A 17,334-nucleotide genomic window follows, 5' to 3' on the forward strand; every position below is an offset into this window, starting at 1 on the left:
CACCGCACCTCACCGCGGACCAGCACCGCCCCCGACGACAGGGAACCACCGTGACCAGCGACACCACCGCACCCAGCGCCCCCGGCGCGGCCGCCGGGCCGGGACCCGCACCCCAACCCGCGTCCGGCTGCGGCGCGGCCCGCGCCCTCCCGGTCCCCGACTACGGCCGGCTCCCCGACGTCACGGCGGCGCTCGCCGCCAACGCCCCGGCCCGCGACCGCGACGCCGCCTTCCCCCACGAGGGCATCTCCGCCGTCCACGCCGCGGGCCTGCTCACCGCGACCGTCGCCCGGCGCCACGGCGGTCCTGGCGGCGGCCTCGCCGACACGGTCCGGATTCTGGGCGCCCTCGGCGCCGGCGATCCCGCCGTCGCCCTGGTCACCGCGATGACGCTCTTCACGCATGCCGCGCAGGCCCGTACCCCGCAGTGGCCGGCCGCCGTCTACGACGAGCTGCTCACCGAATCCGCGGCGGCGCCGGCCCTCGTCAACGCCCTGCGGGTGGAGCCCGATCCCGGCAGTCCGGTGCGCGGCGGCCTGCCCGCCACCACCGCCAGACGCCGGCCGGGCGACGACCACTGGGAGCTGACCGGCCACAAGGTCTTCTCCACCGGGGCGGTCGCGCTGCGCTGGATGGCGGTGTGGGCACGTACGGAGGAGGATCCGGTACGGGTCGGGTCGTTCCTGGTGCGCGCCGACTCCCCCGGTATCGAGATCCGCCCCACCTGGGACCACTTGGGCCTGCGGGCCAGCCGCAGCGACGACGTGCTGTTCGACACCGTACGGGTCCACGCGGACCGGGTGGCCGGTCTCGCCGAACCCGCGGCGGACGGCGGCCGGGACGTGATCGGCGGGGCGTGGAACTCCCTCGGCCTGACCGCCCTTTACCTCGGGGTGGCGCGAACCGCGCAGCAGTGGCTGACGGGTTTCCTGCGTGGGCGGGCGCCGAGCGCGCTCGGCGCGCCGCTGGCCTCGCTGCCCCGCTTCCAGAGCGCGGTCGGCGAGATCGAGGTCAGGCTGGCCGGCGCCGAGCGCCTGGTGGCGGCGCTGGCCGCGGCGGTGGACGCCGGCGACCGGCTCGCGGCGGCCGAGGCGCCGGGCGCCAAGGTGCTCGGCGTCCACGCGGCGATCACCTCGGTGGAGGAAGCCGTGGCGCTCGTCGGCAACAACGGCCTGACCAGGACCAATCCGCTCCAGCGCCACCTGCGCGATGTGCTGTGCGGCCGTGTGCACACCCCGCAGGACGACTCCGTACTGCTGGCGGCCGGCCGCGCCGCCCTGGCGCTCTGACCCCCCACTCCTCGGCGTGCCCAGCGCCGCCGCCCCGCCCCACCGCACCCCACCGTGCTCTCACCGCGCCCTCACCGTTCAAACCGACACCACGAACCAGGAACCTCTCACGAAAGGCCCAACCAGCCATGCCCGTCGAGTTCATCGGCATGATCGGCACCCGCGATGTCTCCGAGACCCGGCCGCCGGCCGGCCCGGTCGTCGACCCCGACTACACCGTGCGGTTCGCCCGCGCCCATGAGGAGGCCGGGTTCGACCGGGTCCTGATCGGGTACGGCTCGGGCAGCCCGGACGGCACCCAGGTCGCCGCCCACGTGGCGGCGAACACCGAGCGGCTCGGGCTGCTGGTGGCCCACCGGCCCGGTTTCGTCGCGCCCACGCTGGCCGCCAGGACCTTCGCCACGCTCGACCACTTCTCCGGCGGCCGGGTCGCGGTCCACATCATCACCGGCGGCCACGACGCCGAACAGGCCCGCGACGGCGACTTCCTGGGCAAGGACGACCGCTACGCCCGCACCGACGAGTATCTGGACGTGCTCAAGCGGGCCTGGACGAGCACCGAGCCCTTCGACCACGAGGGCCGCTTCTACCGCGTCAAGGACTACCTCTCCGAGGTCAGGCCGGTCACCTCACCGCGGATCCCGCTCTACTTCGGCGGCTCCTCCGAGGCGGCCTACCGGGTCGGCGGCAAGCAGGCCGATGTCTTCGCGCTGTGGGGGGAGCCGCTCGCCGGGACCGCCGAGCAGATCGCCTCCGTCCGGGCCGCCGCGGCCGCCGCCGGCCGCGCGGAAGCGCCCAGGATCAGCGTCTCGCTGCGACCGATCCTCGGCCGCACCGAAGAGGCGGCCTGGGAGCGGGCGCACCGTATCCTCGACACGATCAACTCCCGTGGCGCCGCCGGGTCGTTCGTCGGCAGCCGGCGGCAGATCCTGCCGGTGGGACCCGGCGCGAAGCCGCAGAACGCCGGCTCGCAGCGGCTGTTGGCCGCGGCGGCCAAGGGCGAGCTGCACGACCGCGCCCTGTGGACCCCGACCGCGGCGGCGACCGGCGCGGCCGGCAACTCCACCGCCCTGGTCGGCACCCCGGAGACCGTCGCGCAGGCGCTGCTGGACTACGTGGACATCGGCGTCACCACCCTGCTGATCCGCGGCTACGACCCGCTGGACGACGCGGTCGACTACGGCCGTGAACTGCTCCCGCTGGTCCGCGCCGAGGTGGCCCGCCGCGAGGCCGCGGCCACCAAGGTGCCCGAGACCGCCGCCGGGGCCGCCCGATGACCGCCGCGCCCGGGGCCGCCGCCCTGAACACCGTCGTCCCGGCACCCCCGGCTCCGCCGCCGGCGGACCCGGCCGCGCCCCCGGCGGCAGGCGACACCGCCGCCCACTGGTACCCGGCCGAGGGACTGCTGCACCGCGGCACCATCGTGCTGCTGCCCGGCCGCGGTGAACACCCCGGTGTCTACGAGCGGTTCGGACGGCGGCTGGCCGCGGACGCGTACGTCGTGCACGTGCTGGCGGTCGCGCCCGGCACCCGCGCCGCCGACGTCGCGGCGGCGGTGGACACGGTGGCCGGCGAGGCGGCCAGGCCGCTGGTGCTGGCCGGCTCCGACACGGGGGCGCTGCACGCCCTGGCGGCGGCGGTACGTACCTCGGTCGCGCCGGACGCGCTGCTGCTCGCCGGGGTGCCGGCCGGCGGCGACTGGTCGCCCGGGGAGGCGGGGTGGACCGGCGAACTCGACGCCCGCACGACCTGCCCCACCCACCGCGGCCGGCTGGCGGACGATCCCCGGTTCGCGCCCGGCGCGCTGACCGAACCCGTACCGGCGGAGCTGGCGGCCGCGGCCGAGTCGGCCCTCGCCGCGCCACCGGCCGTGCCCGCGCTGCTGCTGCACGGCGCGGCCGACCCGGTGGCCCCGGCGGGCGGAGCCCGCGCGCTGGCCGCCCGGCTGCCGGCCTCGACCCTGGCCACGGTGGCCGACGGCCGCCACGACACCTTCAACGACATCCAGCACCGCACGGTGGCGGCGCTGGTCGTCCAATGGCTCGAACGCCTCCGCGCGTCCGGCGGCCCGCTCCTCAGCGTCGAGGGCACCGCCGTCTTCTGACTCCACCAGGGAGGCGGACGCGCCGGTCCGCCTCCCCCGCACCGCGGACGGCTCGCCGCCGCCCGGCCGCCCGGCCGCCCGGCCGCCCGGCCGCCCGGCCGCCCGGCCGCCGGGCCGCCGGGCCGGCTCCGCCGCGCCGACGCCTTCGGTCAACAGGCCGACAGGCCCGGTGCGAGGCGAACTCGCGGCCGCGCCTCCGGCCGAACACCCGAGAGCCGCCCGGGTCCGCTGCGGCAGGCCCGTCCGATCCCGCCCCGGAAGGAACCGCTCGTCATGACTGTGACTCCCGCCCTCGCCGCGACCACTCCGCCCGCCCACGCCGAACCAGCCGCCCCGAGCGGGGCGGACCTGCTGCGAAGGACCCTGCGGCGGCAGGCAAGCACGGTGGCCGTGGTGACGGTGCCGGGCCCCGCCGGGTTCACCGCCACCTCCTTCACCTCGGCGTCGCTCGAACCGGCCCTGGTTTCCTTCTACTTGTCGTCCACCGCCTCGACCGCGCCGAGCGTCCGCGCCGCCGAGGTGTTCGCCGTGCATCTGCTGGCGGCCGAACAGACCGAACTGGCACGGGGGTTCGCCCGCAGTGGGGTGGACAGGTTCGCGGGGGTGGAGTGGGCGCCCGGAGACGACGGGGTGCCGCTGCTCGCCGGGGTGGACGCCTGGCTGACCGCCAGGACCGTACAACTCCACGACGTCGGCGACCACTTCCTGGTGGTGGGCCGGGTCCTCACGGCCGGCGGCCCGGCGACGGCCCCACCGCTGGTCCACCACGACGGGGCTTTCGGCACGTTCGGCGCCCAGCGCGGCGACGGCGGCAAGGGATCGGCGGCCCGGCGGTAGCCGCCACCGAGCGGACGGGCCGGGCCGGCTTCCCGGCGCCGTCCCGGGCCGGCCGGCTCGCTTACCCGCCTGCCCGCACTCCTGTTCAGCGGGCCGGTTTGCGGGCGTCGATCAGTGAGCGGGTCGACCGGGTGCGGAACGAACCTTCAGCGGTGATGAGCCGGTGCAGGTCCCGCAGTCGTTCCCGGTACCGCTCGACGGTGAAGCCCGGCACCATCCAGATCACCTTGCGCAGGAAGTAGACGACGGCTCCGATGTCGAAGAACTCCATCAGCAGCGACTCGGTGCGCAGTTCGAGCACCTCGAGCCCGGCCGCCTCGGCGCCGGCCCGGGCGCGGTCCGGGTGGCGCCCGTTGCGTACCTCCTCGGGCTGCGGGCCGAGGAAGAACTCGACCAGTTCCACCCCGCTCGCCGGCCCGACCTGCTGCGAGAAGTAGCTGCCGCCCGGCCGTAGCACCCGGGCGATCTCGTGCCACCAGACGGTGACCGGGTGGCGGCTGGTGACCAGGTCGAAGGCCGCGTCGGCGAAGGGCAGCGGCGGCTCGTCGGAATCCGCGACGACCACCGCGCCGCGCGGGTGCAGCAGGCCGGTGGCCTTGGCCAGATTCGGCGGCCACGACTCGGTCGCGGCCATCAGCGCGGGCAGCCCGGGCACGCCGGCGAGCACCTCACCCCCGCCGGTCTGGATGTCCAGCGCGGCGTCCACCCGGGCCAGCCGCTCGCCCATCAGCCGCTGGTAGCCCCAGGAGGGGCGCTGCTCGGTGGCCCGGCCGTCGAGCCAGGAGAAGTCCCAGCCGTCGACCGACACGGAGTCGGCCTCGGCCACCAGTTCGTCGAAGGTACGCGCCATGGTCGGCCATCATGGCGAAGCGACCCCCGGCCCGGCCAACCATTTAGCCGTCCAGCCGTCCAGCCGTCCAGCCGTCCGGGTCGTCCCCTGGGCGCCGGCCTTGCTCACTCGTCGGAGATGGCCTCGAAGGCCGCGGCGAGGCTCTCGCTGTCCTCGCGCGAGACCGCCTGGTCGATGGCCGGCACCAGATCGCGCCGCTCGTGCGACAGGTACTGGTACATCTGGGTGAGGGCCCCGTCCACGGTGAGGGTGCGGGTGTCCTCCGGGTGCCGGCCGGTGAGAGCCCGGTCCAGGATGCCCTGGATCAGGTCGCCTTCCTGCCGGTCGCGCTCCACCACATTGGTGGCGACGTGGTTGCGGACCAGAACCTTCCGTACGGTGGCCTCCTTGGCCGCCGAGTGCCGCGCGAAGGTGTCGGCGAGCGGGCGCAGATCTTCGGGTTCGACACCGCCCCGCATCCGTACGTCCTCGACCATCGCGAGCAGCATCCCGCCGGACGTGGCCAGGCTCGCGCCGAGCCCGCTCGGCAACTGCTGGCCGCTGCGGCTGTACCTGGCATCGGTGGCCGTCGCGGCGCCCGGAGCCTCCTCGTGCTTGCGGCGGCGGTGCGGCCAGTGCAGACCCCGCCGCCGCGCGTGCCGCGGCTGCCCGCCGCCGTCCCGCGGGCCGCCCGCCGACCGCTCGCCCGCGTGCGCCGGCTTCCCGCCGTGTTTGGGCACGCTGCACGTCATGCCCTCGTCGGCCCCGTTCCGGTCCGGCTCGTTCGATTGGTTCGCTGCTGCCATGTCACCGGCTCCTTCTGTCCGCGTCCGACGTCCCGGATTCCTCGCCGGGTTCCCCGGATTCCGCTGATCCCTGGTCGGATCCGGGGATCGAGCCGGGCGCCGGGCGCTCGTACCCCTCCGGGGCGGCCAGGTCGGCCACCTCCTCGGCGTCGGCCACGACATTGACCGCCGCCTCCTCGGCCGAGGCGGCGCCTCCGTCGATGCCGACGTCGTCGCCGGTCACCCCGTCGTGCCGGGCGTGGGCGCCCTCGTCGGGGGCGACCAGCCGGCCGGAGCGGCGGTCGCCGACCTCGTCGTCGATCAGTTCGCCGTCGCTGTCGGTCTTGTCGCCGAGGCCGTCGCCCTCGATCGGCTGCTCGTCCGGTTCCTCACGGCGCAGCCGTACGTCGAGGGAATCGCCGTAGCGCTGTTCGTCGGCCGTGGTGCCGGTCGTCTCCACGGCCAGCGGCCGTTCCGGCGGTGAGTAGCCCTCGTCGAGCGGGTCCCCGACACCGCGGTTGTCCAGCGTGTCGTCCTCGTCGAGCGGCCCGGCGTCCTCGACGATCTCGCTGCCGTCCGGCTGGTAGACGTCGTCCCCCATGGGATCGAGGTCGGTGGGCCGTGAGGACTCGGGGCGGTCGAAGAAGTCGGATTCCGCTGGGTATTCGGTCATGTCATCGCCCCCGCTTCGCTGCGCGCGGAACGGCCCCGGCGCACACGTCCGGGGGGCGGTCCCACGCCCTGTCGGCCTCGATCGGGCACGCGACCGGGAATGCGGTTCGCACGGACGATCACGTCCTCTCGCGTTGGGGTCGCGTTGCGCCTTCCGCGCTCGGCGGTCGCCTACCCGTGAGGTCGGGACGAAAACGGCTATTCCGCCCAGCGCCGGGCACCCCCGAGCAGCGGGTGGCCCACCCCTCCATCATCGGCGGTCCCAGGGTTCCCCGCCTGATCGGCCGCCGCGTCCGCCTGGGCCGGCCCCGACGGGGCCGGCGCGTCACTCCTCGCCGGGCACCGTGCGATACCTGGCCCACAGCGGCAGGACGAACCAGAAGAGCACGAACCACAGCGCTATTCCGCCGGTCAGCCACGCGGCGGTCGAGCCGCTGTTCGCCAGCCGCAGCACCAGCAGCAGCGAGGAGGCCATGGTGCAGAGCAGCAGCACCAGGCCGAGCACGGTGAGCTTCGAGGCGAGCGTGACCGTCTCCGGCTTCAGGCGCCGCCCGGTGAGCAGCCGGTGCATGGCGACCGGGCCGATCAGCACCGCCATGGTGGCGGCGCCCAGTGCCACCGTGACGGTGTAGAGGTTCTTCTCGGTGCCGGACAGATGGGTGAAGCGCTGCTGGAAGACGACGGTGAGCAGGAAGCCGAAGAGGATCTGCACCCCGGTCTGGGTGACCCGCAGCTCCTGGAGCAGGTCGCCCCAGCGCCGGTCGGCCCGCTCCTCGGGGGTCTCGTCGCGTTCCCAGTCGTCCGGGAGCCCCCGGTGGTCCTCGGCGTCGCCGCCACGGCTCTGCGTCATCGTCTCTCCGCTTCCGCGGGTCGGCCGGCCTCGTGCCGAGCGGCCGGTCCCGGTGCGATCAGGTCCAGCAGGGCGTCCGGGCGGCCCTCGGCGACGGCCCGGCGCTGCCGGGCCGAGCCGGTGCCGTGGTCGAGCAGCCGCCCCACCCCCGCGGTGACGCGTTCGCTGTCGCCGAGTTCGCGGAGCGCGGGGGTGATGTGGTCGAGCAGCGCGTGCACCACGTCGGCCGCCGGGGCGGGGGTCGCCCGCCGCGGATCGACCAGCAGTCCGGTCAGACCGTGCCGCGCGGCGTGCCACCCGGCCGCGTTCATGATGCTGGCCGGCGGGTCGAGCGGGGTCGCGCCGCGCCGGGTCTCGCGCAGCGCGGTCGTCACCAGGCCGCGGGCGATGCCGGCCAGGGTGACGGCGCTGTCGATGTCGACCTGCACGTCGGGGGCGCGGACCTCCAGCGTCGGGTACTCCTCGGAGAGCCTGGCGTGCCAGTAGAGCTGGTGGCGGTCCTTGATCACCCCGGTGCCGAGCAGCGCGCCGACCCGGCTCTCGTAGTCCGCGCCATTGGCGATGAACGGGGGCGAGCCGCTGACCGGCCAGCGGCCGAAGACCACGGTGCGCCAGCTCGCGAAACCGGTGTCACGGCCCTCCCAGAAGGGCGAGTTGGCGCCGAGCGCCACGAGGACGGGCAGCCAGGGGCGCAGCCGGCCGAGGGCGGCGGCCCCGGACGAGCGGTCCGGTACGGCCACATGGATGTGCATGCCGCAGATGAGCTGCTCGTCCACGAGCCGGCCGGCGTCGACCCGCATCTCCTGGTAGCGCCGGTTCTCGGTGACGGGCACGGGGCGGCCCGACGACACCGGCGCGCCGCCGGTGGCCGCGAGCCGGCAGCCGACCCGGTCCGCGGCGGCGCCGACGGCCTGCCGGAAGCGGGCCAGGTGGGCGGTCACCTCGTCCAGGCCGACGCAGACGGGGGTGGCCACCTCGACCTGGGCCTGGAGCAGTTCGCTGTCGACCTCGTCGCTGCCGAGCACCGGTTCCAGGTGGGCGGCGGCCTGGACCTGCCCGGCGCGGGGCGCGGGCAGGCCGGTCTCCCCGTCAAGCAGCAGGTACTCCTCTTCGACGCCGAGGGTGGCGATCGGGCTCGTCATGACAAGGGCCTACCCCGGATCCCCGGCACCATCGCAGGCCGCCCTCGCATCGGCCCGCGCCAGTCCCGCACCAGTCCCGCACCGCCCTCGCGCCGGCCCCGCCGCAGCGGTGCTCCGAGTGGCGGCGTGCCTGATCACCACAGGCATGACCTGGACACACACCGGGCACGCGTTGTCGGTAGATCGGCCGCACCGGAGCGAACCCATGGTCCCCCGGGGAATCCGAGGCCCCCAGGGGAAGGAACACATCCACCGTGAGCCCACCGCACACCTCACCGTCACACCCCCACGACCCTTCCCGTGCCGGGATCTCCTCCCGCGACCGACCGGCCCACGGCGGGGAGCGGGACGGCGCCGCGAAGGGCCAGGACGGCCCGGACGACACCCGCGCGACGCAAGGCCCGACGGACGCGGACGGCACGGACGGCGGTGGCGCGGTGGACGGGCCGGGCGGTCCCGGGGGGTCGGACGGTTTCGGTGATCCGGCGCGGTCGCCCGGCGGCCATGACCGGCGCTGGCCGGCCCTCGCGGTCTGTCTGACCGCGAGTTTCATGACGCTGCTCGATGTGAGCATCGTCAACGTGGCGCTGCCGTCGATCAGGACCGGCATCGGCGCCTCGCAGAGCGGTCTCCAGTGGGTGCTGTCCGGTTACGCCCTCACCTTCGGCCTGGTGCTCGTGCCGGCCGGGCGGCTGGGCGATGTGCGCGGCCGGCGGACGGTCTTCCTGACCGGCCTGGTGCTGTTCACCGCGACGAGCGCGCTGGCGGGCGCGGCGCAGAACGAGGCGTGGCTGGTCACCGCCCGGCTGTTGCAGGGAGCGGCGGGCGGCGTGCTGGTCCCGCAGGTGTCGGGGTTCATCCAGCAGATGTTCCGCGGCGCCGAGCGCGGCCGGGCGTTCGGCCTGCTCGGCGCGACCATCGGGGTATCCACGGCGGTCGGCCCGCTGCTCGGCGGGGTGCTGATCGAGGCGTTCGGCAGCCACGACGGCTGGCGCTGGGTGTTCTACGTCAACCTGCCGATCGGCCTGGTCGCGCTGCCGCTGGCGCACCGGCTGCTGCCGCCCCCGCACCCCGGCGAGGCGGCGGACAAACGCGGGCGGAGCCATCTCGATCCGGTGGGCGTCGCCCTGCTCGGCCTCGGCACCGTGGTCCTGCTGCTGCCCTTCGTCCAGGAGGAGCAGTGGAAGGGGCCGCAGAAGTGGGCGCTGGTGCCGGTGGCCCTGCTGGTGCTGACCGCCTTCGTCCGCTGGGAGCGGCGGTACGCGCGGCGGCGCACGGCGCTGGTGGACCTCACGCTCTTCCGGCACCGCTCCTACGCGCTCGGCGTGCTGCTCTCGCTGCTGTACTTCGCCGGCTTCACCGCGGTCTTCTTCATCCTGACGCTCTTCCTCCAGAACGGGATGCGCTACACCGCGCTGGAGGCCGGCCTGTCGATCCTGCCGTTCGCGCTGGGCTCGGCCGGGGCGGCGGCGGTGGGCGGCCGGGTGGTGACCAGGATCGGGCGTCCGCTGGTGGCGGCCGGCCTGGTGATGGTGATCATCGGGCTGCTCGGCGCAACCCTGGCGGCGCATCTCGACACCGGCCGTACGGTCGGCTTCACGACCGCGGCGCCGCTGCTGCTGGCCGGGATGGGCAGCGGCCTGGTCATCTCGCCGAACCAGACGCTGACGCTGAGCGAGGTGCCGGTGGCCGGCGCGGGAAGCGCGGGCGGGGTGCTCCAGACCGCGCAGCGGATCGGGTCCGCGGTGGGGATCGCCGCGGTCGGCTCGGTGTTCTTCAGCCGGGTGGACAGCCGCCACGCCGACTACACCGCCGGTTTCGAGCTCGGCCTGCTCACCTCCACCGGCCTGGCCGCCCTGGCCCTGGTGGTGGCTCTCTTCGACATCCTCGGCCGGTCCTCGACCCCCGCGCCGGACGCGGAGCCGACGGGGCGTCCGGGGCGTTAGCGCGCTTACGCCACGCCCCGCGGCCGGAACTGGACACTGATCCGGCCGCCGACGGCGGCGCGGGTCTTGGGGATCGCGTGGTCCCAGGTGCGCTGGCAGGACCCGCCCATCACGATCAGGTCGCCGTGGCCGAGCGGCCGCCGCAGGGTGGGGCCGCCGCCACCGCGCGGCCGGAGCAGCAGCGGGCGCGGCTCGCCGAGGGAGAGGATCGCGACCATCGTGTCCTGGACCTCGCCCCGGCCGATCCGGTCGCCGTGCCAGGCCACGCTGTCCCGGCCGTCCCGGTAGTAGCACAGTCCCGCGCTGACGAAGGGCTCGCCGAGTTCGGCCGCGTAGTGGTCGCTGAGCAGGGTACGGGCCTCGGTGAGCACCGGGTCGGGCAGCCGGGCGCCCTCGCCGTAGTGCGAGAGCAGCCGGGGGACGGCGACCACGTTGTCGTACATCGTGCGTTCCTCGGCCCGCCAGGGCACTTCCGCCGCGAGCCGGTCGAAGAAGTCGTCGGCGCCGCTCAGCCAGTCCGGCAGGGTGTCGATCCAGGCTCCGTGCGCCAGTTGGGTGCGACGCAGGGCGGCCAGGTCGCCGAGACCGGGCGCTCCGGTCGCGAAGAGGGATCCTTGGCTGTGGTGCATGTCGGCCATTTTACCCCACCCTCGCACGCATATTCGAATACCTGGCCGAACAGAGCGCACCGGAGGGCCGGGCGACGCAGGATGGAAGCATGCTCTTCGCCGAAGTCGCCCGGGTGTCAGGGGAGATCGCGCGGACCTCCGCGCGGTCCCGCAAGACGGTGCTGCTCGCCGAGTTCTTCCGGGCCGCGGCACCGGCGGACGTGCCGATCGCCATCGCCTATCTGGCCGGCCGGCTGCCGCAGGGCCGGCTGGGCGTCGGCTGGGCCGCGCTGCGCGACCGGGCGGCGCCGGCGCCCGAACCGACCCTGACGGTGGCGGCGGTCGACGCCGCGCTGACCGCCGTGGCCGCGGTGTCCGGGTCCGGCGCCCAGGCGGGCCGCCGGGCCCTGCTCCAGGACCTCTTCGGCGCGGCGACCGCCCGGGAGCAGGAATACCTGCTGGGCCTGCTCACCGGCGAGGTCCGGCAGGGCGCGCTGGACGCCGCGGCGGTGGAGGGCCTGGCCGCGGCGACCGGCACCCCGCCGGCCGACGTACGCCGCGCGGTGATGCTCGCCGGGGCGCTCGAACCGGTGGCGATGGGACTGCTGGCCCGGGGCGCGCCCGCGCTGGCCGACTTCGCGCTGACCGTGGGCACCCCGCTGCTGCCGATGCTGGCGAGCAGCGCCAAGACCGTCGGGGAGGCGATCGCCAAGGCCGGGCCGTGCGCGGTGGAGGAGAAGCTCGACGGCGTCCGGGTGCAGATCCACCGCGACAGCGCCGGGGTGCGGATCTACACCAGGACGCTGGACGACGTCACCGAGCGGCTGCCGGAGATCGTACGGACCGCGGCCGGGCTGGCCGCCGAGCGCTTCATCCTCGACGGTGAGGTGCTGGCCTTCGACGCCGCGGGCCGCCCCAGGCCGTTCCAGGAGACGGCGAGCCGGGTCGGGTCGCGTACCGACGTGGCGACCGCGGCCCGCACCCTGCCGGTGCACGCGGTCTTCTTCGACGTGCTGTCCGTCGACGGCCGTGACCTGCTCGACCTGCCCTACACCGACCGGCACGCCGCCCTGACCGAACTGGTCCCCGCCGAGCTGCGGGTACGGCGGGCGGTGGTGTCGGACCCGGCGGACCCGGCGGGGCTCCGGGCGGCCGACGACTTCTTCACCGCGACGCTCGACCACGGTCACGAGGGCGTCGTCGTCAAGGGCGCCGACAGCCCCTACGCGGCCGGACGGCGCGGCGCCTCCTGGATCAAGGTGAAGCCGGTGCACACGGTGGACCTGGTGGTGCTCGCGGTGGAGCGGGGGCACGGCCGGCGCACCGGCAAGCTCTCCAACCTGCATCTGGGCGCGCGCGACGAGGACGGCTCCTTCGTGATGCTCGGCAAGACCTTCAAGGGCCTCACCGACGCGCTCCTCGACTGGCAGACCGAGCGGCTGGGCGCGCTGGCGGTGAGCGACGACGGCTCTACGGTGACGGTCCGCCCTGAGCTGGTGGTGGAGATCGCCTACGACGGGGTGCAGACCTCACCGCGCTATCCCGGCGGCCTCACGCTGCGCTTCGCCCGGGTGATCCGCTACCGCGAGGACAAGACGGCGGCCGAGGCGGACACGGTGGCGTCGATCAGGGCCGCGCACGGCGCGCGGTGATCCCGGGCGCGTGCGGGCGTGCGGGGGGAGGAGATCGATTGCGGGCCGCCGGGCCCGGGTACCCGAAGGGCCGCGGGAGGAGCACGGGAGCGGGCCGGCGGGCGGAAGCCAGGAACGGGAGAAAGGCGTAAGGACATGGCGACGACACAACGCGACACGATGCGGGCCCTGCTGGACGAGTACGGCCGGACGTACGCCGAGGAGGCCGGCATCCCGCTCCGGGACACCCCACAGTCCCTCTTCCGGCTGCTGGTGCTCTCGACCCTGCTCAGCGCGCGCATCCGGGCGAGTGTGGCGATCGCCTCGGCGAAGGAGTTCGACCAGGCCGGCCTGCGCGACCCGAAGCGGATGCTGGCGGCCACCTGGCAGCAGCGGGTCGACGCGCTCGGCCGCGGCGGCTACCGGCGCTACGACGAGCGCACCGCCACCCAGCTCGGCGAGGTGGCGCGGCAGGTCAACGAGCGGTACGGGGGTGACCTGCGGCGGCTGCGCGAGAAGGCCGACGGCGACGTGGCGGAACTGCGGCGCGAGCTGCGCGGGTTCCAGGGCATGGGCCCGGCCGGCGCGGACATCTTCCTCCGCGAGGCGCAGCGCGTCTGGCCGGAGGCCGCCCCCTACATCGACGACAAGGCGCTCGACGGCGCCCGCGGTATCGGCCTCCCCGCCAGCCCGGCCGCGCTGGTCCGGCTGGCCGACGACGCCGAGCCGGCCGTCGTGGCCGCGGCCCTGGTCCGGGTGGCCCTGGACAAGAAGGCGGCCGCCGGGATCCGGGAGCACGCGGCCCGGGCCTGACCGGCCCGACCGGCCTGACCCCTCCATGATCCGCGCGCCGGGGCGGGTCCCGCCGGGTGACGCCCGGCGCGAGCGTGCCGCGCGGGTCCTCGATCTCGTCGTCGACACGCCGCGGATCCCGACCCGGTGGTTCACCGGGCCCGGTTCTCACATCTGCCCGCCGACCACCGCCATCAGCACCGCCAGGCCCAGGGTCAGCCAGGTCAGATAGTCGCCGAGCAGGCCGGAGTGGAGGCGGCGGAGCGGGCTGATGAGCCGGCGGTCGCCGGCCGCGGCCAGGGTGCGCAGATCGCGGGCCCAGGTCCCGCTGTGGGCCGGCAGCCAGACCGCCACGGCGGCCAGCGAGAAGGCCGTCGCGGTGGCGAGCAGGCCGAGCAGCACCCCTGAGGTGGTCCAGGCCGTCGAGGGGACCGGGTGGGCGGATCCTGGCACCGGGAGGTTCTCCACATCGGCGAGATAGCCCGCGCGGTCCTCGAAGGCGCGTGCCCCGGCGGCGAGCGCGCGGCCGACGCCGGGCCACAGACCGACCGCGAGCCCGCCCGCCAGCAGCACCGCGGGCACGACCGTCATGACGCGCGGCACCGTGCGCTCGCAGTCGACCACCTCGGGCTCCTCCCCGTCGCCGCTGGTCTCGACGTCGGAGATGCTGGGCGAGGGCGCGGGCCCCGCGCCGTAGAAGATCCGCAGTCCGGCCCGGAGCACCGCGCCGCCGGTCAGCGCGGAGACCACCACGAAGACCGCGGTGAGCCATCCCGAGCTCTCCCCCGCCGCGTGTTCCGCGATCGCCTTGCCGAGCCCGGTGCCGAAGGGCGGCAGCCCCGCCAGGGCGAGACCGGCGGTCAGGAAGAGGGCGCCCGCCAGCGGCCGGTCGCGGCCGCGCCCGTGCAGCCCGTACTCGTCGACCGAGCCGTGCGCGTTGAGCAGAACTCCGGCGAGCCCGAAGAGCGCGGCTTTCACCCCGGCGTGCCCGGCGACGTAGAGCGCGGTCCCCGCGGTGGCCGACGGGTCGAGCAGGCTGAGCCCGAGCAGCCACAGTCCGGTGTGGCTGATGGTGGAGAAGGCCAGCAGCCGCTTCAGATGGCGCTGCTGCCAGCACATGATCGCGCCGGTGAGGGCGGTCAGTACGCCGAGCGCCGCCATGGTGTGGGTGAAGGCCGAGGCCGGCACGCCGCCCGGGCCGCCGAAGACGACGCGATACACGCGGGCGACCCCGTAGACACCGAGTTCCACCATGACGCCGGACATCAGCATGCACACCGGGGACGGCGCCACCGCGTGCGCGTCGGGCAGCCAGAAATGGAAGGGCACGGTGGCGGACTTCACCAGCATGCTCGCGATCACCAGCACGAACGCGGTGACGGTGAGCGCGTCGCCGCTGTGGTGGGCGAGCGCCACCCCGGTCTGCGCCATGCCCAGCTCACCGGTGCGGGCGTACAGCAGACCGATGCCGAGCAGCGAGGCGTAGGCGGCCAGCGAGTTGGTGATGCCGAAGGTGAGCGCGCCGTGCAGCGGCCGGGGGTCCTCGATGCGGTAGCCGGTCAGCGCGTAGGTGACCACGCCCATCAGCTCGAAGAACACGAACGCGTTGAAGAGGTCGCCGGTGAGCGCGAAACCGCACATGCCGGCCTCGAAGACCAGCAGCAGCGCGGAGAAGGTGGTCCGGTGCTTGGCCGGCGGCTCGTCGAAGTAGCGCCAGGAGTAGGCGACGACGGCCAGGATCAACGCGCTGACCAGCAACGCGAGTCCGACGCTGAGCCGGTCGCCGACCAGCACGATGCCGACGCTCTGTCCGTGGCGCAGCGTCCAGCCGCCGGCCCAGGAGATCGCCCGGCCGTGCGGTGTGTCCCCCACCCGTACCCACAGCCAGGCGAGGTCCGCGGCGGTGAGCGCGGCGAAGCCGCCGGCCAGGACGTCGACGGCGGAGCGCGGCAACAGCCGGCTGCCCAGGACCAGCAGGGCCGCGCCCATCAGCGGTGTGGCGACGGCCAGCGGGAACAGGTCAGCCGTGGTCAGCACGTGCGGCCTCAGCCCTTCAGTTCGGTGAGTCGTTCCGGGTTGACGGTCCCGGTGCGCTTGCGGATCTGGATCACCAGACTCAGCAGCAGCGCGGTGACCGTGGCGCCGACCACCACATCGGTGAGCACCAGTGCCTGCACCACCGGGTCCACCACGCGGGTGGTGACCGGGACGTCGGAGAAGACCGGCGCGGTGGCGCCGCGCCGGTAGCCGATGCCCAGCAGCAGGACGTAGGTGGCGGACTGGGCGACGGCCAGGCAGCCCACCGCGTGGACCAGGTTGCGGCTGGTCACCATGCCGTAGATGCCGATCAGGAAGATCCAGCCGGATACGAGGAAGGGCACCAGGGTCATCGCGCGGCTCCCGGATCGGTACGGCCGCTGTCGCCGTTGTCGCCGCTGTCGCCGGGCGAGACGATCTCCACCGCCTGGTCGAGGAACTGGGCGACGAGGACGATCATTCCGGAGGCCACCTCCACGCCGACCGCGGCGTTCACCAGCGGCACCAGACCGGCCGACGAGAGGGTGTTGAAGGTGCCGAGCGGCAGGACGTTCTGGAGATAGGCGCCGCCGGCCGCCAGCCCGGCCAGCCCGAGCGCGGTGAAGGCGCCGGCCCCGACCGCGTCGAGGGCGTAGAAGACGACGAGCGGACGTACCCGGTGCAGCACCCGGTAGTCGGCGGCGACATAGGCGAGATGCAGTCCGGTGGCCAGCACCACACCGCCCTGGAAGCCGCCGCCGGGGCTGAGTTGGCCGTGGGCGACGATGTACGCGCCGACCAGCACGGTGACCGGCAGCAGGGCGGCGCCGAAGAGCATCGTCGAGGGCAGCACCACGGTCGGTTCCGGCGTGCCCTGGTTCTCGTCCCTGGCCTTGCGCAGCAGGGCGACCGCGCCGAGCACCGCGCCGAGCAGGATCGACTCCTCGCCGAGGGTGTCCAGGGCGCGCTGGTCGAAGTTGATCGCCGAGATCACATTGGCGGTGCGGTGCTGGAGCGAGGCGTGCACCGAGCGGGCGCCGTACGGATGGTTCTGCGTGCCGAAGCGCGGCAGACCGGTGCAGGCGGCGGTGAAGGCGCCGGCGAAGAGCGCGGCGCCCAGCAGGAAGAGGAGGAGGCGCGCCCTGCGGCTCACCCGTCGCCCCCGTCCTCGCTGTCGCCGCCGCCGGGACCGCGGCGGATCTTGCGGACCGTCAAGAGGATCAGCAGCGGGGTGATCGCGGTGCCGACCGCGAGCTGCGACAGCGCCACGTCCGGGGCCTGCACGACGAGGAAGAGCAGCGCCAGGCAGACACCGAGCACGGAGAGCACCACGGCCTGCTTGGCCGGGTCACGGGTGAGCGCGGCGCAGGTGGCGGCGACGGTCACCAGGACCAGCGCGACACCCACCAGGAAGTCGACGGCTCCCGGGGTGGTGTTCACGTGGGCGGCTCCTTCGGCACGTCGGTGGGAATGTCGGTGGGAATCTCCGTGGGAATCTCGCCCTCCCGGGCCATGGTGCGGCCGATGACGATCGCCAGCACCGGACCCGACAGCGCGGCCAGCCCGCCGATGAAGAGCAGCTTCACCGCCTCCCGGCCGCCGCCCGCGTCCAGCGCCAACGCCAGGCAGATCAGCGGGATGCCGAGGCTGCTGGCCGGCGCCAGCGCGTGCAGCCTGCTGTACGGGGTGGGCAGCACGACCAGGGCCAGCACCGAAAGCAGCAGCACCGCCGAGCCGCACACCAGCAGCGCGACGGCGAAGCCATGCCCTACGCCCATCTCGGTCCCTGCCCCGTCCGCCGTACCGCCGGCCGCGGTCGGCCGGGCCCCGGCC

The 17,334-nt window shown here is 74.7% G+C and carries 17 protein-coding genes and 1 pseudogene; 7 read left to right on the top strand and 11 right to left on the bottom strand.

Annotated features, from left to right (window positions below; translation table 11 throughout):
* Positions 1–50 precede the first annotated feature (50 nt).
* The 4 genes from OG519_RS04070 (at position 51) to OG519_RS04085 (ending at position 4,230) form a co-directional block, all read left to right on the top strand.
* Entirely contained in the window at positions 51–1,289 is a 1,239-nt protein-coding gene (locus tag OG519_RS04070) for an acyl-CoA dehydrogenase family protein (protein ID WP_405578741.1), read from the top strand.
* A 128-nt stretch (positions 1,290–1,417) separates the two neighbouring features.
* Positions 1,418–2,566, top strand: a complete 1,149-nt coding sequence (locus OG519_RS04075) for an LLM class flavin-dependent oxidoreductase (RefSeq protein ID WP_405578743.1) — start codon at positions 1,418–1,420, stop codon at positions 2,564–2,566.
* Positions 2,563–3,393: a serine aminopeptidase domain-containing protein gene (locus OG519_RS04080; protein WP_405578746.1), complete on the top strand. Its 831-nt coding sequence runs from the start codon at positions 2,563–2,565 to the stop codon at positions 3,391–3,393. The genes OG519_RS04075 and OG519_RS04080 overlap by 4 nt, the downstream gene beginning before the upstream one ends.
* Before the next feature lie 273 nt (positions 3,394–3,666).
* Positions 3,667–4,230, top strand: coding sequence for a flavin reductase family protein (locus OG519_RS04085; protein WP_405578749.1), 564 nt, complete (start codon positions 3,667–3,669; stop codon positions 4,228–4,230).
* 85 nt (positions 4,231–4,315) lie between these two features.
* Here the strand turns inward: OG519_RS04085 and OG519_RS04090 are convergent, their stop codons facing one another.
* The 5 genes and pseudogenes from OG519_RS04090 to OG519_RS04110 form a co-directional block, all read right to left on the bottom strand.
* The gene (locus tag OG519_RS04090; RefSeq protein WP_405578752.1) at positions 4,316–5,080 is read right to left on the bottom strand and encodes a class I SAM-dependent methyltransferase; all 765 of its coding nucleotides are present in this window, start codon (positions 5,078–5,080) and stop codon (positions 4,316–4,318) included.
* A gap of 104 nt (positions 5,081–5,184) precedes the next feature.
* Positions 5,185–5,865, bottom strand: coding sequence for a hypothetical protein (locus OG519_RS04095; RefSeq protein ID WP_405578755.1), 681 nt, complete (start codon positions 5,863–5,865; stop codon positions 5,185–5,187).
* 154 nt (positions 5,866–6,019) lie between these two features.
* A pseudogene (locus OG519_RS04100) lies at positions 6,020–6,445 on the bottom strand (DUF5709 domain-containing protein); the annotation flags it as partial.
* A gap of 396 nt (positions 6,446–6,841) precedes the next feature.
* Positions 6,842–7,366: a DUF6328 family protein gene (locus OG519_RS04105; RefSeq protein WP_405578758.1), complete on the bottom strand. Its 525-nt coding sequence runs from the start codon at positions 7,364–7,366 to the stop codon at positions 6,842–6,844.
* Positions 7,363–8,508, bottom strand: coding sequence for a glutamate--cysteine ligase (locus OG519_RS04110; protein WP_405578761.1), 1,146 nt, complete (start codon positions 8,506–8,508; stop codon positions 7,363–7,365). The genes OG519_RS04105 and OG519_RS04110 overlap by 4 nt, the downstream gene beginning before the upstream one ends.
* 254 nt (positions 8,509–8,762) lie before the next feature.
* Between OG519_RS04110 and OG519_RS04115 the strand changes: the two genes are divergently transcribed.
* Positions 8,763–10,454, top strand: a complete 1,692-nt coding sequence (locus OG519_RS04115) for an MFS transporter (RefSeq protein ID WP_405578764.1) — start codon at positions 8,763–8,765, stop codon at positions 10,452–10,454.
* Between the two features lie 5 nt (positions 10,455–10,459).
* On the opposite strand, the gene OG519_RS04120 is transcribed toward OG519_RS04115, so the two are convergent.
* Positions 10,460–11,083: an alpha-ketoglutarate-dependent dioxygenase AlkB gene (locus OG519_RS04120; RefSeq protein WP_405578767.1), complete on the bottom strand. Its 624-nt coding sequence runs from the start codon at positions 11,081–11,083 to the stop codon at positions 10,460–10,462.
* Positions 11,084–11,172: 89 nt separating this feature from the next.
* Here OG519_RS04120 and OG519_RS04125 point away from each other — a divergent pair, with 89 nt between their 5' ends.
* Together OG519_RS04125 and OG519_RS04130 are read left to right on the top strand one after the other, a co-directional pair.
* Entirely contained in the window at positions 11,173–12,714 is a 1,542-nt protein-coding gene (locus OG519_RS04125) for an ATP-dependent DNA ligase (RefSeq protein ID WP_405578769.1), read from the top strand.
* A 135-nt stretch (positions 12,715–12,849) separates the two neighbouring features.
* Complete coding sequence (locus OG519_RS04130) at positions 12,850–13,506, top strand: endonuclease (protein WP_405578771.1); 657 nt, start codon at positions 12,850–12,852, stop codon at positions 13,504–13,506.
* A 147-nt stretch (positions 13,507–13,653) separates the two neighbouring features.
* Here OG519_RS04130 and OG519_RS04135 read toward each other — a convergent pair whose 3' ends face one another.
* Genes OG519_RS04135 through OG519_RS04155 form a run of 5 tightly spaced genes read right to left on the bottom strand, consistent with a single transcriptional unit; the run spans position 13,654 to position 17,279 of the window.
* Positions 13,654–15,474, bottom strand: coding sequence for a complex I subunit 5 family protein (locus OG519_RS04135; protein ID WP_405592446.1), 1,821 nt, complete (start codon positions 15,472–15,474; stop codon positions 13,654–13,656).
* Between the two features lie 56 nt (positions 15,475–15,530).
* Entirely contained in the window at positions 15,531–15,875 is a 345-nt protein-coding gene (locus OG519_RS04140) for a sodium:proton antiporter (protein ID WP_405578773.1), read from the bottom strand.
* Complete coding sequence (locus tag OG519_RS04145) at positions 15,872–16,654, bottom strand: MnhB domain-containing protein (protein WP_405578775.1); 783 nt, start codon at positions 16,652–16,654, stop codon at positions 15,872–15,874. Before OG519_RS04145 ends, OG519_RS04140 begins: the two co-directional genes overlap by 4 nt.
* Complete coding sequence (locus OG519_RS04150; RefSeq protein ID WP_405578777.1) at positions 16,651–16,941, bottom strand: Na(+)/H(+) antiporter subunit B; 291 nt, start codon at positions 16,939–16,941, stop codon at positions 16,651–16,653. The genes OG519_RS04145 and OG519_RS04150 overlap by 4 nt, the downstream gene beginning before the upstream one ends.
* Positions 16,938–17,279 (bottom strand): cation:proton antiporter, encoded by a 342-nt coding sequence (locus OG519_RS04155; RefSeq protein ID WP_405578779.1) that lies wholly within the window; start codon positions 17,277–17,279, stop codon positions 16,938–16,940. Before OG519_RS04155 ends, OG519_RS04150 begins: the two co-directional genes overlap by 4 nt.
* Between the last annotated feature and the right edge of the window lie 55 nt (positions 17,280–17,334).

The sequence above is a fragment of the Streptomyces sp. NBC_01190 genome, assembly GCF_045039895.1.
Lineage (GTDB): Bacteria > Actinomycetota > Actinomycetes > Streptomycetales > Streptomycetaceae > Actinacidiphila.